Source organism: Janthinobacterium longum (assembly GCF_051380735.1).
GTDB lineage: Bacteria > Pseudomonadota > Gammaproteobacteria > Burkholderiales > Burkholderiaceae_D > Janthinobacterium.
In genome coordinates this window covers 44999-61107 of the sequence record NZ_JBNYXQ010000008.1, presented here as the reverse complement: position 1 = coordinate 61107, position 16109 = coordinate 44999, and the positions used below count along the sequence as shown (strand labels likewise).

Below are 16109 nucleotides of genomic sequence, written 5' to 3'. Positions count from 1 at the left end.
CCTCGACTGGCAGCGCAAGCCTCTGAGTTAGCGGCATTGAGGGTCTGACCCCAGGTTTGGGTTAATTAATCCTCCAGCCGCCCCAGCCAGTCGGCAGCGGCCGCCAGCACCTGCTCCAGTTCCAGCATCGTTTGCGCCAGCAGCGCCGGCACCTCGTCGTGGCGGCCTTCGTCGATGGCTTGCTCGGTGGCCAGCGAAGCGCGTATCAGGCGCTTGGTGCCCAGGGTACCCACCGAGCCGCGCAGGGCGTGCAGAATGCGCGCCACCTCGCTGTGGCGGCCGGCCTGCCACGCTTGCTCGGCATTGTGCAGCGGCGTCATGCCTTTGTTCAGCGCGTCTTCCACCATGCGCCGCAGCACCGCCCTGCCCTTGGCGTCCTTGCCCATCACGCGCATCAGTGTGGCCATGGAAAACACTTCCTCGTCGAAGGTCACCGCCGGCGTGGCAATGGGCGCGGATGGCCGCCCGGGCAGGTGCCGGCTGATCACTTCCATCATCTCTTCCACCACTACCGGTTTGGCGATAAAGTCGGTAATGCCGGCCGTCATGCAGCGTTCGCGTTCGGAGGCCAGCACACCGGCCGTCATGGCGATCACGGGCAGGTTCAGACGCAGTTCGGTGCGGATAATGTGGGTGGCGCTGAAGCCGTCCATTACCGGCATCTGCATGTCCATCAGCACGATGTCGTAGCGTGGTGCCTCCGCGCGCAGGCGCTCGACGGCCAGCAGGCCATCGCCAACCACGTCCAGCGTGGCACCCATGTGCTCCAGGATGCCGCGCGCTACCGCCTGGTTCAGAGGGTTGTCTTCCACCAGCAAAAAGTGCACGCCAGCCAGTTCATTGCCGCTCTGCTGCAGTGCGATATGCTGTTCGCCATCCTGCTTGGCGCTCAAGGCCTGGTGCAGCGCGTCGAACAGGCTCGACCCGGTAATCGGCTTCATCAGCACCACGTCGGCTTCGGCCGCGCTCGAGATTTCTTCCAGGTGGTTGCGCGCAAACGCGTTGACCATCACCACGATCGGCTGGCGCTGGCCGCTGGCCGCCTGGCGTATCGCCTTGGCCGTGGCCAGGCCGTCCATCACCGGCATGTGCCAGTCGGCCAGCACCACGTCATACGGTTGCTGCTGCTCCAGGCGCTCGCGGTACAGTTCGATGGCGGCAAAGCCCGAGTCGACTTCGTCGGCGGCCCAGCCCCACGCTTCGATCAGCTTGACGATCAGTTCGCGCGTGGTGCGGTTGTCGTCTGCCACCAGCAGGCGCAAGTGGCCCAGCGCCGGTGTGCGCCGCTCTTCGTTCGGCTGCGCCAAAGCCTCGAATGGCACGCTGAACCAGAAGCGGCTGCCCTTGCCTTCGCTGCTGGCCACGGCGATATCGCCGCCCATCATGTGGATCAGGTGCTTGCTGATGGCCAGCCCCAGGCCGGTGCCGCCGAAGCGGCGCGTGATGCTCTGGTCGCCCTGCGAGAAGGCGGTAAATAATTGTTCCTGCTGCTGCGGCGTCATGCCGATGCCGGTATCGCGCACTTCGAAGCGCAGCCAGGCTTTGTCAGCAGTCTGTTCTGCCAGGCTAATGGCCACCACCACTTCCCCGCTGGCGGTAAATTTGATGGCGTTGCCGGCCAGGTTGACGAGGATCTGCTGCAGGCGCTGGGCGTCGCCGACCAGCCGGCGCGGCACGTCCGACTCGACTGCGATCGCCAGTTCCAGCTCCTTCTCGCCGGCGTTCATGGTCATGGTGGTGGCCAGGGTATTCATCACCTCGTCGAGATCGAATTCGACCGGCGACAGGTCCATGCGGCGTGCCTCGATCTTGGAAAAATCGAGCACGTCGTTGAGGATGCCCAGCAGCGACTGGCCAGCCACGCGCACCATGGTCAGGTATTTGCGCTGTTCCGTATTGAGTTTGGTATTACCGAGCAGATACACCATGCCCAGCACGGCGTTCAGGGGCGTGCGGATTTCATGGCTCATGTTGGCAACGAAATCGCTTTTTGCGCAGTTGGCCGCTTCGGCGCGGTCGCGCTCGTCTTCAAGTTCCCTGGCGCGTGCTTCCACTTCCTGCTGCAGGCGGTCGCGCTCGCTCATCAGGCTGTTGAAGGCCGCCGTCAGTTCGCCGATTTCGTCGCGCTGCTCGACCGGCAGCGGCGTGAAACGCTGGTTGCTGCTGCGCAGTGCCAGCAGGGTGTCGCGCAAGCGCACCAGTGGCGACAGCAGGCGCACCGTGACCCAGCCCAATACCAGTGCCGCCAGCAGCGAGGCGCAGGCGCTCCACAGCACCAGCCGGTACAGCACGCCGTCGAACGGTTCAAATGCATCGTCAATCGGCAGCGAGGCGGCCAGCAGCCAGTTCACCGATTTCAGCTGTTTGAAGCTGTTGACCGCCCTGACGCCGCTGCTGTTGTTGCTGACCGTGCTGCCTTCGTCACTGCTGGCGGGGCCGACGCGCGGTTGCAGCAGCTTGGCGGTCTCCGGGTGCAGCACATACCGCGGCACCTTGCCGCGAGTCAGTATGAAGTAATAGCCGTTCTTGCCCACCTTGGCAGTGCGCAGGTCGCCCAGCAGGTTGTCCTTGTACAGGCGCAGCACGCCGACCACCAGGCCGGCTATCTCGCCGTTCTTGTCCAGCACGGGCGCGACCATCTGCACGATCGGCATGCCGCTGGTCTTGCCCAGCATCGGCTCGGTGATCATGGCCTTGCGGGTGCGCATGACGGTCTGGAAATACGGGCGGTCGCTGACATCGAGAGCGCTGCGCTCCTGCAATTCCGGCACATCGCTGACCAGCTTGCCGCGCGTATCGAGCACCAGCACGTCGTCGAACAGAGCCAGCATGGCGCGCTGTTCATAGTACTGGCGCAACTGGGCCGGCTGCGCCATCAGTGCGGCCGGCTGGCGGCGCGCCGTTTCGGTGATGACGTCGAGCAGCATGCCGAGCTTGTCATCGAGCTCTTCTGCCGTGCGGGATATCATGGCCGTTTGCTGGCTCAGCAGTACCTTGGTGAAATCATCGCGCATGCGTTGCACTTGTACCAGTGTGACCAGGGCAATCATGGCGACCGAAGTAAGGCTGGTCGCCAGCGCGACTTTTGCTTTGATGCCGAGAGGCTTCATATTTTCCTTTGCTTGGCATGCGGCATGTATGTTGTCAGGAATTCTCCTAGCAAAGCGGCAACTTGGCAAGCACCAGCTTGTGGCGCAGTTGCCATGAAAATAAAGGAAGAAAGTGATTTAATGCCGGCATTTCACCGAAATTGGCACACGGCAACCCTGAATGCAGTAAACTCGTTGTTGTATTTTCTTAAAGGTATACGCAATGACACCTGATCTATTGTCCCCAACTCTGCCCATCGTGAGCGTTGAAGCGCTGCGTGCGCGCTGCGCCACTTGCAGCATGCACCAGCTTTGCTTGCCGATGGGCTTGGATGTGGGCGACATGGACCGCCTCGACCAGATCATCGGACGGCGCCGCAAGGTGTTGCGCGGTGCCTCGCTGTTCCGCATTGGCGACGCGTTCCAGAACCTGTATGCGATCCGCCTTGGCCACTTCAAGACCTACCAGATCAATCCCGGTGGAGAGGAACAGGTGACGGGGTTCCAGATGGCCGGCGAATTGCTGGGCATGGACGCCATCAGCGCCGACCGCCATCATTGCAATGCGGTGGCGCTGGAAGACAGTGAAGTGTGCGAAATTCCATTTTCCAGCCTGGAGCAATTGCTGGGCAATATGCCAACCCTGCTGCGCCATTTCCACCGCATGATGAGCCAGGAAATCACGCGCGAGCAAAGCGTGATGCTCTTGCTGGGCAATATGCAGGCGACCCAGCGTTTTGCCGCCTTTATCGTCAACCTGGCCTCGCGCTATGAAGCGCGCGGTTACTCGGGCAGCAAATTCCAGCTGCGCATGTCGCGCGAGGAAATCGGCAACTACCTGGGCCTGACGATCGAGAGCATCAGCCGGCTGCTGTCCAAATTCAAGAAGGAAGGCTGGCTGAGCGTATCGAACCGCGAGATTGAAATCCTGCAGCCGGCCAGACTGAAGGCGATTACGGCCGGTACCGACGTCTGCAAATAATTACAGTTCGCTGTCGGCACGCAAGCTGATGTCGCGCTGGGCCGGCCAGGTCCAGATTCCCGACAGGCGCCATTCGCGCTTGCCGTCTTCCACCAGTACCTGCCAGCGGCTGCGCTCGAGCATCGGCAGCGAGACCGAGAAATTGCCGTCCGCATCGGGCTGCACCATCAGCCGGATGTCTTTTTCCGGCAAGGTCGCGTGCGCCAGGTGCAGCAGCAAGGGCTGCTGGTAAGCCTTGCCAAAGCTGTGCACGGAACCGGTGATGCGCGATTGCGCCACGTCGTAGGCAAGGCTGGTGTCCATCGCCAGGTTGCTGGCCACCGTATCGCGGCGCAGGTCCTGATTGATCGCCTTGCCCTGCTTGTAGTAGTCGCCCACCACCAGCGCATCGGGTTGCGTAAACGCGATATACCCCATAAAGCTGCCGACGACGACCGACAAGCCCGGGCCGATCATCAGCAGCCACGGCCAGCGGTGCTTGTACCAGGGGGCGACGGGAGCTTGCAGTTTGACAGTCTTGGACATTTTTATCTCCCGGGGTCAGACCCGTTGGGTCTGACCCCAGCTTTACGTTGAGTGGATGAAGGCTGGGGTTTGAGGCCAGCTTTATGTTTAGGGTAAGCAAGCAAAAGGCTGGGGTCGGACCTGCAGGGTCCGACCCCTTGTTTAACGCGGCACGATAAACACCGCGCTCTCGCGTACATGCAATGACGGCTCGTCGAGTGATTGCAGCTCGATCTGGATCTTGTTCGAACCTTTTTCTCCGACACCGTGCGGCACGCGCAAACGTACCGGCCAGCCCAGCGTTTCGGTCGGCTGCAGGGTCACTTCCTCGCGCGTCAACAGGGTCAGTCCGGGCAGGCCCGAGACGGCAATTTTGAAGTGCTGCTGCTGTTCGGAAGTATTCATGATCTGCAGGCGATACACGTTTTCGATCATGCCGTCTTCCACTTCGCGGCCCATCGAGCCACGGTCGCGGATCACGTCCATTTTCAAGGGCGTGCGCAGGAACAGCGAGGTACACACGGCGGTGACGATCAGTGCCAGGATCGTGGTGTAGATCAGTACGCGCGGCCGCATGGCGCGCCGGCGGATCTGCTGCGAATTGAAGTTGTTTTCCATCGCATGGTCGGTGCTGTAGCGGATCAGCCCGCGCGGCCGCTCGACCTTGTCCATCACGCTGTTGCAGGCGTCGACGCAGGCGGCGCAGCCGATGCATTCATACTGCAGGCCCTTGCGGATATCGATGCCGGTCGGGCATACCTGTACGCACAGTGTGCAGTCGATACAGTCGCCCAATTTGGTTTGCGTGCCGTCCCTGGCGGCTTTCTTGCTCAGCGCGCCGCGTGGTTCGCCGCGTTTTTCATCATAGGTGATGATCAGGGTGTCCTGGTCGAACATGGCGCTCTGGAAGCGCGCATACGGACACATGTATTTGCACACCTGTTCGCGCAGCCAGCCCGCGTTGCCGTAGGTGGCCAGGCTGTAGAACAGGATCCAGAACCATTCCCAGGGACCGAAATTGAAGGTTCGCACTTCATGTACCAGGTCCTGGATCGGCGTGAAGTAGCCGACGAAGGTAAACCCTGTCCACAGGGCGATCGCGCCCCACACCAGATGCTTGGCCACCTTTTTGCCGGTCTTGCGCAGCGAAGGGCCCTGGCGGTCTAGCGCCATGCGCGCGCTGCGCGTGCCTTCGATTTTGCGTTCGACCCACAGGAAGATTTCCGTGTACACCGTTTGCGGGCACGAAAAACCGCACCAGACGCGCCCGGCAATTGCAGTGACGAGGAACAGCAGATACGCCGAGATGATCAGCAGGGCCGCCAGATAGATGAAATCCTGCGGCCACAGCACCACGCCGAAAATGTAGAACTTGCGCGTGGTCAGGTCGAACAGCAGGGCTTGCCTGCCGTTCCAGTTGAACCACGGCAAGCCGTAGAACGCCAGTTGGGTGAGCCAGACGCACACCCAGCGCCATGTTGCATAGCGTCCTTTGGCCTCGCGAGGGTAGATCTGCTCGCGGGCCGCATACATCTTGATGACTTGGGGTTCCATTACATTATTTCACGGGAACTGCAGGCTGAGGGTTGGACAGGCTCCAGATATACGCCGACAGCACATGCACTTTCGACTCGCCAAGGAAGTCACCGAAGGCGGGCATCTGGTTGTTGCGGCCCTTGCGGATGGTTTCCATGATGGTGTCGGCACTGCCGCCGTACAGCCAGATCTTGTCGGTCAGGTTCGGTGCACCGAGTTGCTGGTTGCCCTTGGCGTCGGCGCCATGGCAGGCCATGCAGGCGCCGAACTTGGCCTTGCCCAGTACCGATTTGACTGGGTCCGAGGTCGAACCCGACAGGCTCAGCACATAGTGCGCGACATTCTCCACATCCTGCTCCGAACCGAGCGCGGCGCCCATCGGCGGCATGATGCCGTTACGGCCGTGCATGATGGTGGTCTTGATGATGTCCGGGTCGCCGCCATACAGCCAGTCCTTGTCGGTCAGGTTGGGAAAACCCTTGTTGCCGCGTGCATCCGAGCCATGGCACTGCGCGCAGTAGGTCAGGAACAGACGCTGGCCGATGGCGTTAGCCTGCGGATCGGCAGCCACGGTTTTCAGGTCCTGTTTCAGGTACTTGTCGAACAGGGGACCGTAATCGGCTTCGGCCTTTTTCAGCTCCTGCTCGTACTGGCCCGACGATTTCCAGCCCAGCTTGCCGGCATAAGTGCCCAGGCCCGGATACAGGAACAGATACGCCAGCGCAAACACGATGGTGATGTAGAACAGCCACATCCACCAGCGCGGCATCGGCGTGTTCAACTCCGTCAGGTCCTCATCCCACACGTGGCCGGTGGTGCCGTCGGCCGGTGCGCCCGGCAATACCTTCACTTTCGACTGCGAGTACAGCAGTACGGCGCAACCGATAATGCCCAGCAGGGACAGCACGACAATGTAAATATTCCAGAAACCACTGGTAAAGTCAGACATGGCTGCGCTCCTCTTTTGCCACTCCGGCTTCCACCGGATAGTCCAGCGCCTCGTCGGCGAACGGCAGGTTGGCCGCCGCGTCGAAGTCCTTGTTGCTGCGGCTGAATGTCCACCACAGGATGCCAACAAACGTCGTAAAGGAAACCACCGTCATGACGCTGCTGGCGCTGTCGAACAGGTTCTCGATTGCCATGCTAATTCCTCGTTTTGATTAATGTGCCCAGGCCTTGCAGGTAGGCCACCAGGGCGTCTTCTTCGGTTTTGTCCTTCAGTTGCTCCGGACCGGCCTTGATTTCTTCTTCGCTGTAGGGCTGGCCCAGGCGTTTCAGGGCGCGCATCTTCGGCACGATGTCTTCCGGCGCGAGCTTGGTCTTTGCCAGCCATGGGTAGGCCGGCATATTCGATTCCGGCACCACGTCGCGCGGATTGTTCAGGTGGGTACGGTGCCATTCATCGCTGTAGCGCGCGCCGACGCGTGCCAGGTCGGGACCGGTACGCTTGGAGCCCCACTGGAACGGACGGTCGTAGACGAATTCGCCCGCCACCGAATAGTGGCCATAGCGCTCGGTTTCCGCGCGCAGCGGACGCACCATCTGCGAGTGGCAGTTGTAGCAGCCTTCGCGTACATAAATGTCGCGCCCGGCCAGGCGCAGTGGTGAATAGGGCTTCAGACCGGCGATCGGCTCGGTGGTACTCTTCTGGAAGAACAGCGGCACGATTTCAACGGCGCCGCCGACGCTGATCACCAGGGTGACCAGGCCTATCAGCAGCCAGGGGTTTTTTTCAATCCATGCATGTGAAAATTTCATTTTGCTTTCGCTCCAATCAGGCGTGCGCCGCGTTCAGTTCCGGGATGCGTGCGACTGGCACCTTGGTGCCGCGCAAGGTCATGTAGGTGTTGTAGCCCATCACGCACATGCCAGCCAGGTACAAGAGGCCACCGCCCACGCGCACCACGTAGTACGGATAGGTAGCTTTCACGCCTTCGACAAAGGTATAGGTCAGGGTGCCGTCCGGATTGACCGCGCGCCACATCAGGCCCTGCATCACGCCGGCGATCCACATTGCAGCGATGTACAGCACGATGCCGATGGTGGCGACCCAGAAGTGCACGTCGATCAGGCGCGTGCTGTACATTTTGGTCTGGCCGGCCACGCGTGGCAGCAGGTAGTAGATCGAACCCATGGTGATGAAGCCGACCCAGCCCAATGCACCGCCGTGCACGTGGGCGACGGTCCAGTCGGTGTAGTGCGACAGCGAGTTGATGGTCTTGATCGACATCATCGGACCTTCGAAGGTGGCGATGCCGTAGAACGACAGCGAGACGATCATGAATTTCAGGATCGGGTCGGTGCGCAGCTTGTGCCAGGCGCCCGACAGGGTCATGATGCCGTTGATCATGCCGCCCCAGCTTGGCGCCAGCAGCACCAAGGAAAACACCATGCCGATCGATTGGGTCCAGTCAGGCAAGGCCGTGTAGTGCAGGTGGTGCGGGCCGGCCCACATGTAGGTGAAGATCAGCGCCCAGAAGTGGACGATCGACAGACGATACGAATAGACAGGGCGCTCGGCCTGTTTCGGGATGAAGTAGTAGACCATGCCCAGGTAGCCGGCGGTCAGGATGAAGCCCACTGCGTTATGGCCGTACCACCATTGAATCATCGCGTCCTGCACGCCGGCATAGGCCGAGTAGGACTTGGTGAACGAGGCTGGCATGACGGCGCCATTGACGACGTGCAGGATGGTGACGGCCAGGATGTAGGCGCCGAAGAACCAGTTGGCGACGTAGATATGCTTGACCTTGCGCTTGATCAGCGTGCCGAAGAAAACGATCGCGTAGGCGATCCAGACCACGGCGATCAGTATGGTGATCGGCCACTCCAGTTCGGCGTATTCCTTGCCGCGCGTCAGGCCCATCGGCAGCGTGACGACCGCGCACAGGATGACTGCCTGCCAGCCCCAGAAGGTAAAGGCGGCCAGCTTGTCCGAAAACAGGCGCACCTGGCAGGTGCGTTGTACCACGTAGTACGAGGTGGCGAACAGACCGCAGATACCGAATGCAAAAATGACCGCATTCGTGTGCAGCGGACGCAAACGACCGTAAGTGAGCCACGGTATGTCGAGGTTCAGGGCGGGCCAGGCCAGTTGGGCGGCGATGATGACGCCGACCAGCATGCCGATGACGCCCCATACCACAGTAGCGACCGCGAATTGCTTCACGATCTTGTAGTTATAGTTCAGCGATTGATCCACAAAGACTCCCTGGAATGTCTATTTATGATGGTGGGCAGAGGTTAAGTGTTTGAGGTCTAAAAAACTTTGATGTGGATCAAAATTAACCAGATGAAACATCGATTGCGGGCGGCAGCAAAAAAAATGCTGACCTGGGTAAAAAACCCCATGCAAGATCGCTGCAAGACCGGGTGGAATCGGCTGTAATCCGGCTGTTTCAGTCGTGTTCGCTGGCCGATGGTTTTGATGCTGGCTCCGGCGTCGTGTCGTCGTCCTGCAGCACGCGCAGGCCCGGTCCGACCAGGTCGTCGAACTGGCCGCCGTCGGAGGCCGTGAAGAACACCCACAGTGCGATAAACACCACCACGATGCTGAGCGGAATGAGCAGGTACAAGGACTCCATCAGGTTTTCCTCAGGCGCAGGGCATTGGCGATCACGACCGCCGAGCTGGCGGCCATGCCCACGCCGGACAGCCAGGGATTCAGAAAGCCCAGCGCGGCGGCGGGGATGGCGGTCAGGTTGTACAAGGTGGCCCAGCCCAGGTTTTCGCGGATGATGCGCATGCTGCGCGCGGCCGTATGGGCCGTGTCGAGCACCGAGCGCAGCTGGCTGGACAGCAGCACCGTGTCGGCATGCGCCTGCGCCAGCGCGGCGCCCGAACCCATGGCGAACGAGACGTCGGCCGCGCTCAGCACGGCGGCGTCGTTGATGCCATCGCCAACCATCGCGACCACCGCGCCGGTCGCTTGCAACTGCTGCACGAAATCGAGTTTTTCATCGGGCAGGCATTCGCCGCAGGCAGTGGTGATGCCGAGTTCGCGCGCCACGACTTGCGTCAGCGCTTCCTGGTCGCCGCTCAGCAGCACCACCTGCTTGCCATGACGCTGGAAATACTCCACCACCTCGCGCGCTTCCGGCCGCAAGGCGTCGCTCAACAGAAAACGCGCCAGCCACTGCCCTTGCGTAGCCAGGTACAAAGGCGTCATGCCGTCAATGCCGAGCGCCGTGTCGTCCAGGGGCGGGCCGGCGATTGCGGCCACGAAGGCCGCATTGCCGAGCCGGTAGCGCACGCCGTCGATGGTGCCTTCCAGGCCCTGGCCCTGCACTTCCTGCAACTGCTGCGCATGGCGCGCTGCGACGCCGCCGGCCGCGTCCAGGATGGCTTGCGCCAGGGGGTGGGCGCTGCCGGATTCCAGTGCCGCCGCCACTTGCAGGCAGCCATCCTGGTCGAAGCTGCCCAGGCTGTCGGTCTGGCGCAGCACGGGCCGGCCCAGGGTCAGGGTGCCGGTCTTGTCGAACACGATATGGGTGGCGCGGTGCAGGGTTTCGAGCACATGTGGCTGGACGATCAGCACGCCGCGCCGCAGCAGGCTGTCGGTGGCGGCCGCCAGCGCCGTCGGCGTGGCCAGCGACAGCGCGCATGGGCACGACACCACCAGCACGGCGATCGCCACCGGCCAGGCCCGCGCCGCATCGTGCCAGCTCCAGAAGGCGAACACGGCGACGGCAAACAACAGCAGGGCCAGCACGAACCAGGCGGCCACCTTGTCGGCCCACTGGGCGATCTGCGGCTTGCCGCTGCCGGCCCGCTCGATCAGTTTCAGCAGGTCGGACAGGGTGCTTTCACGCGCCGGTTTCAGCACCCGCAGCAGCAGCAGCGCGCTGGCGTTAATCGCCCCGCCGGGTACCTGATCGCCGATTTTTTTCCGCTGCGCCGCGCTCTCGCCCGTCAGCAGCGACAAATCGAGCGCGCTGTTGCCCTCGATAATCACGCTGTCGGCGGCGACCGCTTCGCCAGGCTTCACCAGGATCACGTCGCCTGTGCCCAGGCTGCCGGCTGGCACCAGGGCGGTGGAGCGGCTGTCCGGGAAGCCCGGCAGCAAGGTGGCCGAGGCCGGCAAGGCATGCTGCAGGCGTTCCAGCGCCGAAGCGGCCTTGCGGCGCGCCTGCAGTTCAAAGTAGCGGCTGCACAGCAGCAGGAAAATGAACATGGTGGCCGAGTCGAAATACACCTCGCCCTGGCCCGTGAATGTGGCCACCAGGCTGCCGAAAAACGCTGCCAGGATGCCCAGCGTGACCGGGACGTCCATGCCCAGGGTGCGTGCGCGCAAGCTCGACCAGGCGCCCTGGAAGAAGGGCAGCGCGGAGTAGCAAATGGCCGGCAAGGTCAGGATCAGGCTGGCCCAGCGCATCAATGAGGCCATGTTCGGGTCCAGCGTGCCGTCTTCGGCCGCCAGGTAGGACGGCGCCACGTACATCATCACTTGCATCATCGACAGGCCGGCCACGAACAGCTGGCGGCCCAGGGTCTTGCTGGCTTTTTGCAACTGCTCGCCATGGCGCACGGCGTCGTACGGATACGCCGTGTAGCCGACCTGGCGCACGGCTTGCAGGATATCGCCGGGCTCGCATTGCGCGCGGCTCCAGCGCACATACAGGCGTTCGGTGGCGACGTTCAGGCTGGCCGCCTGTACGCCGGGCAGGCGGTTCAGCTGGCGCTCGATCAGCCAGACGCAGGCGGCGCAGCGGATGCCTTCGACCGACAGGGTCGCTTCGCAGCTGCTGGCGTCGCGCGCAAATTGCGCATCGTCATTGCTATACAGGCGCAACTCGGGCGGCATCAGGGTGGCGTCAGACGCGTTGGCGGCGTAGTCGTCGCGCTCAGTGTAGTACTTGCTTTGGCCGATGTCGACGATGGTTTGCGCCACCGCTTCGCAGCCGGGGCAACACATGGCGCGCGGCAAGGCGTCGATGGTGACATTCCAGCTGGAACCGGGCGGCACGGGCAGCCCGCAGTGGAAGCATTCGGTCAATTGTAAAACGGCGTTCATCAGATTCTTTTTTTCATGGATGGGGCGCCACGCACAGGGCGTCGAGCCAGCCCAGCGAGACGCCATTGGCGGCGCGCAGCAACCCGAGCAGGCCAAAGCCCAGCACCAGCAGGCCGCTGGCAATGCGCACGGGGCGGCGCTGCAATTGCTGGCGCATGCGCACGCCCAGCAGGCCCATGCCGAGCAGGGTCGGCAAGGTGCCCAGGCCGAAGGCGGCCATGGCGGCCGCGCCATGCACGGCCGAGCCATTCATCATGGCGGTCAGCAAGGCGCTGTAGACCATGCCGCACGGTACCCAGCCCCACAGGCCGCCAACGACCAGCGCCTTGAAAGGCGTGTCCATCGGCAGCAGGGGTTGCAACAAAGGACGCACGCGGCGCCATACCAGGTTGCCGGCTGCTTCCAGCCTGGCCAGGCCGCGCCAGGCGTCCATCAGGTACAGTCCCAGGGCGACCAGCATCAGGTTGGCCAGCCAGTAGCCGGCCACTTGCAATGAGGCGATTCTGACCATGCCGGCGCCTGCCAGGCCACCAGCAAAGGCGCCGGCCAGCATGTAGCTGGCGATGCGCCCGCCGTTATAGGCCAGCACGCGCAGCGCGCTGCTGTCCTGCACCGCGTGGATGGCAATCACGGCGCGCGGATGTGGGACTGGGGCTGGGCCTCCCACCGACAGTGCACTGACTATGCCGCCGCACATGCCGATGCAGTGCACGCTGCCGGCCAGGCCGACCATGAATAGCGGCAGGAGACTGAGGTGTGTCATCGCGTGGCCGCTATACCGTTTTCGAGTAGCGCAGTGGTTGCGGTTGGTCAGGCGAGGCCAGTGCAGCCCTGGCCCTTGCTTCTGCCAGGTGGCGGTCGAACACCATGCAGATATTGCGGATCAACAAACGCCCTTTCGGCGTTACCGTCAGCCAGTCCTCTTCGATCAACAGCAGGCCGTCGCGTGCCAGGTCGCGCAGTTTTTCCAGTTCGGCGGCGAAGTAGCTGCGGAAAATCACCGGGTGGGCCTGCTCGATGGTGGCGATCGACAGTTCGAAATTGCACATCAGCATCTGGATGATGATACGGCGCAGCATGTCGTCCGTTTCCAGCTTGATGCCGCGCGCGATCGGCAGCACGCCTTCGTCGAGTTTTTCGTAATAAGCGTCCAGCGTTTTTTCGTTCTGGCTGTAGACGGCGCCCACCGAACTGATGGCCGACACGCCACAGGCGATCAGGTCGGCTTCGGCGCGTGTCGAGTAGCCCTGGAAATTGCGGTGCAAGCGGCCTTGGCGCTGTGCCACGGCCAGGTCGTCGGTCGGCTTGGCGAAATGGTCCATGCCGATATACACATAGCCGGCTGCCGTCAGGCGCGCAATGCACAGGCCCAGCATGGCCAGCTTGGTGCTGCTGTCGGGCATGTCGGCGTCGAGTATCCTGCGTTGCGGCTTGAACAAATGCGGCATGTGCGCGTAGTGGTACAGGGCGATGCGGTCGGGGCTGGCGTTGATCACCTTGCGCAAGGTTTCCGTCATGGTCTCCATGCTTTGCTTGGGCAAGCCGTAGATCAGGTCGATGCTGATGGAACGGAATCCCGCGTCGCGCGCGGCCTGCATCACGGCCACCGTTTCCGCTTCCGGCTGGATACGGTTGACGGCCTTTTGCACGTCGGCGTCGAAGTCCTGCACGCCCAGGCTGATGCGGTTGAAGCCTTGCGCACGCAGCGAAAACACGCGTTCGCGCGAGACCGTGCGCGGATCGATTTCGATCGAGTATTCGCCATCGGCGTCTGGCGCGAATTCGAAGTGCTGGCGCAGATGCGCCATCAGCTCGTCCATCTGCTTTTCGCTCAGGTAGGTCGGCGTGCCGCCGCCGAAGTGCAGCTGCTCGATCTGGTTCATGCCGGCAAACAGCTTGGACTGCATGGCGATTTCCTGCTTCAGGTAGCTGAGGTAGGTGGCGGCCTTGCTGCGGTCTTTGGTGATGATCTTGTTGCAGGCGCAGTAGTAGCACAGGGTGTCGCAAAACGGCACGTGCACGTACAGCGACAGCGGCCGGCGCCCGCCGCGCATGCGCAGCGCAGCCACCGCTTCGAGGAAATTGCCGTAGCCAAAATCGGCGGTGAAACGGTCGGCGGTCGGATACGAGGTGTAGCGCGGGCCGGACTGGCTCATCTTGCCGATGATGACGGGATCGAATTCGACAACGGCATCAAGTTCGCCGCAAGCATTGCTGAGTAATGTGGTCATGGTGGTTTGATTCTTGTAAAGTTCAGGCGGCCAGGCGTTTCAGTCCGGCGTTCTTGCCGGCGTTGGCGGCGCCGCTGCGCCCGTTATTCAGGGTGGCACGGCGTGCTGGCGGCATCTTGCCGAAGTTGAACAGGCTGACGGCTTGCGACAGGCTGGCCGCTTCTTCCGACAGGCGCTTGGCAGCGGCCGCTGCCTCTTCGACCAGCGCCGCGTTCTGCTGCGTCACCTGGTCCATGTGGGCAATCGCGGTGTTGACCTGGTCGACGCCGATGCTCTGCTCGCGCGAGGCGATCGAGATTTCCTGCATGATGGCGGTCACCTGCTGCACCGAGCTGACCACTTGTTCCATGGTGGTGCCGGCGCGGTTGACCTGCACCATGCCGGCGCCGACCTTGCTGACGGAAATATCGATCAGCTGCTTGATGTCCTTGGCCGCCACCGACGAGCGCTGCGCCAGGTTGCGCACTTCGCCCGCCACCACCGCAAAGCCGCGGCCCTGCTCGCCGGCACGCGCCGCTTCCACGGCCGCGTTCAGTGCCAGGATATTAGTCTGGAAGGCGATGCCTTCGATCAGGCCGATGATGTCGACGATCTTCTTCGACGAGGTGTTGATTTCATCCATGGTGGTGATCACGTCGGCGACGATCTCGCCGCCCTGCACCGCCACTTTCGATGCCGCCACGGCCAGGTCGCTGGCCTGCACCGAGTTGTCGGCATTCTGCTTGACGGTGGACGAAAATTCTTCGATGCTCGACGCCGTCTCTTCCAGGCTGGCGGCCTGTGATTCGGTGCGGCCCGACAAGTCCATATTGCCGACCGCGATCTGCTTGGTCGCCACCGCCATGGTTTCCACATTGATGCGCACGTCGCGGATGGTGGCGATCAGGTTGCTGTTCATCTGCTGCAGCGCGCGCAGCAATTGGCCCACTTCATCGGTGCTGTCGGTTTCAAAGCTGCCCGACAGGTCGCCGGCGGCGATCGCGCGCGCGCCGTTCAGCGCCTTGTTCAGGGGCTGCAGCACCGATACGCGCAAGGTGTACCAGAGGAAGACGTTGATCAGGAAGCCGACCAGGGTGGCGCCGAAGATGCCGTAGTTGGTGGCGGCGCCGCCCGCCGCAAACAGGGTGAGGGCGCACACCAGCAGTTGCAGACAGTTGACGGCGCTGGTTGCCATCCAGATGCGCAGGTTGAGCGACATATGGGTCAGCTTGTGTAACAGATGGGCCAGGCCCGGGCGCACGATCTGGCCATGCTTGATGATGATGCGCCCGCCCTCCTGGCTGCGGATGGCCTGATACGCCGCTTCGGTTGCCTTGACCTGGTCCTTGTCCGCTTTCACGCGCACCGACATATAGCCGATAGTCTGGCCCGCCTCGCGGATCGGCGTGACGTTGGCGCGCACCCAATAAAAATCACCGTTCTTGCAGCGGTTTTTCACCAGACCGGTCCATGGTGTGCCGGCCTTCAGCGAGGCCCACATGTCGGCAAACGCTTCGGCCGGCATGTCGGGATGGCGCACGATGTTCTGCGGCGAGCCGATCAGTTCGGCCTCGGTAAAGCCGCTGACCTTGCTGAAATACGGATTGACATAGACGATATTGCCATTCAGGTCCGTCTTCGAGACGATCGCCTGGTCTTCGAGAACCAGAGTTTCACGGTTGGTAACTGGCAAATTCTGGCGCATGACGGCTTCCCGGACAGGTGCGCCGAACGGCAGTCGGACGCATTTATTGAATAAAGCTTGCAGGATTGCA

13 protein-coding genes are annotated in these 16109 nt (G+C 62.3%); 1 reads left to right on the top strand and 12 read right to left on the bottom strand.

The features are described 5' to 3' along the window. Positions 1 to 65: 65 nt before the first annotated feature. Positions 66 to 3110, bottom strand: coding sequence for a HAMP domain-containing sensor histidine kinase (locus tag ACQ4WM_RS18980; protein WP_436548218.1), 3045 nt, complete (start codon positions 3108 to 3110; stop codon positions 66 to 68). 202 nt (positions 3111 to 3312) lie between these two features. Here ACQ4WM_RS18980 and fnr point away from each other — a divergent pair, with 202 nt between their 5' ends. Further along, on the top strand, positions 3313 to 4071 hold the full coding sequence (gene fnr, locus ACQ4WM_RS18975) for a fumarate/nitrate reduction transcriptional regulator Fnr (protein WP_436548217.1): 759 nt from the start codon (positions 3313 to 3315) through the stop codon (positions 4069 to 4071). On the opposite strand, the gene ACQ4WM_RS18970 is transcribed toward fnr, so the two are convergent. The 11 genes from ACQ4WM_RS18970 to ACQ4WM_RS18920 all read right to left on the bottom strand — a co-directional run bounded on the left by ACQ4WM_RS18970 (position 4072) and on the right by ACQ4WM_RS18920 (position 16039). Beyond that, on the bottom strand, positions 4072 to 4596 hold the full coding sequence (locus ACQ4WM_RS18970; protein WP_436548216.1) for a FixH family protein: 525 nt from the start codon (positions 4594 to 4596) through the stop codon (positions 4072 to 4074). A 141-nt stretch (positions 4597 to 4737) separates the two neighbouring features. Then, positions 4738 to 6129, bottom strand: coding sequence for a cytochrome c oxidase accessory protein CcoG (gene ccoG / locus ACQ4WM_RS18965; RefSeq protein ID WP_436548215.1), 1392 nt, complete (start codon positions 6127 to 6129; stop codon positions 4738 to 4740). A gap of 4 nt (positions 6130 to 6133) precedes the next feature. Next, the gene (ccoP, locus tag ACQ4WM_RS18960) at positions 6134 to 7060 is read right to left on the bottom strand and encodes a cytochrome-c oxidase, cbb3-type subunit III (protein WP_436548214.1); all 927 of its coding nucleotides are present in this window, start codon (positions 7058 to 7060) and stop codon (positions 6134 to 6136) included. Next, a complete protein-coding gene (locus tag ACQ4WM_RS18955; RefSeq protein ID WP_436548213.1) occupies positions 7053 to 7253 on the bottom strand; it encodes a cbb3-type cytochrome oxidase subunit 3 in 201 nt (66 codons plus the stop codon). The genes ccoP and ACQ4WM_RS18955 overlap by 8 nt, the downstream gene beginning before the upstream one ends. A gap of 1 nt (position 7254) precedes the next feature. Beyond that, entirely contained in the window at positions 7255 to 7869 is a 615-nt protein-coding gene (gene ccoO, locus ACQ4WM_RS18950) for a cytochrome-c oxidase, cbb3-type subunit II (RefSeq protein ID WP_436548212.1), read from the bottom strand. A 16-nt stretch (positions 7870 to 7885) separates the two neighbouring features. Beyond that, positions 7886 to 9313, bottom strand: coding sequence for a cytochrome-c oxidase, cbb3-type subunit I (gene ccoN / locus ACQ4WM_RS18945; protein WP_436548211.1), 1428 nt, complete (start codon positions 9311 to 9313; stop codon positions 7886 to 7888). 196 nt (positions 9314 to 9509) lie between these two features. Next, the gene (ccoS, locus tag ACQ4WM_RS18940; RefSeq protein ID WP_436548210.1) at positions 9510 to 9695 is read right to left on the bottom strand and encodes a cbb3-type cytochrome oxidase assembly protein CcoS; all 186 of its coding nucleotides are present in this window, start codon (positions 9693 to 9695) and stop codon (positions 9510 to 9512) included. After that, positions 9695 to 12124 (bottom strand): heavy metal translocating P-type ATPase, encoded by a 2430-nt coding sequence (locus ACQ4WM_RS18935; protein ID WP_436548209.1) that lies wholly within the window; start codon positions 12122 to 12124, stop codon positions 9695 to 9697. The genes ccoS and ACQ4WM_RS18935 overlap by 1 nt, the downstream gene beginning before the upstream one ends. A gap of 13 nt (positions 12125 to 12137) precedes the next feature. Beyond that, entirely contained in the window at positions 12138 to 12887 is a 750-nt protein-coding gene (locus tag ACQ4WM_RS18930) for a sulfite exporter TauE/SafE family protein (RefSeq protein WP_436548208.1), read from the bottom strand. Between the two features lie 10 nt (positions 12888 to 12897). After that, positions 12898 to 14355 (bottom strand): oxygen-independent coproporphyrinogen III oxidase, encoded by a 1458-nt coding sequence (gene hemN / locus ACQ4WM_RS18925; RefSeq protein WP_436548207.1) that lies wholly within the window; start codon positions 14353 to 14355, stop codon positions 12898 to 12900. Positions 14356 to 14377: 22 nt separating this feature from the next. Continuing rightward, positions 14378 to 16039: a methyl-accepting chemotaxis protein gene (locus tag ACQ4WM_RS18920; protein WP_436548206.1), complete on the bottom strand. Its 1662-nt coding sequence runs from the start codon at positions 16037 to 16039 to the stop codon at positions 14378 to 14380. Positions 16040 to 16109: the final 70 nt, after the last annotated feature.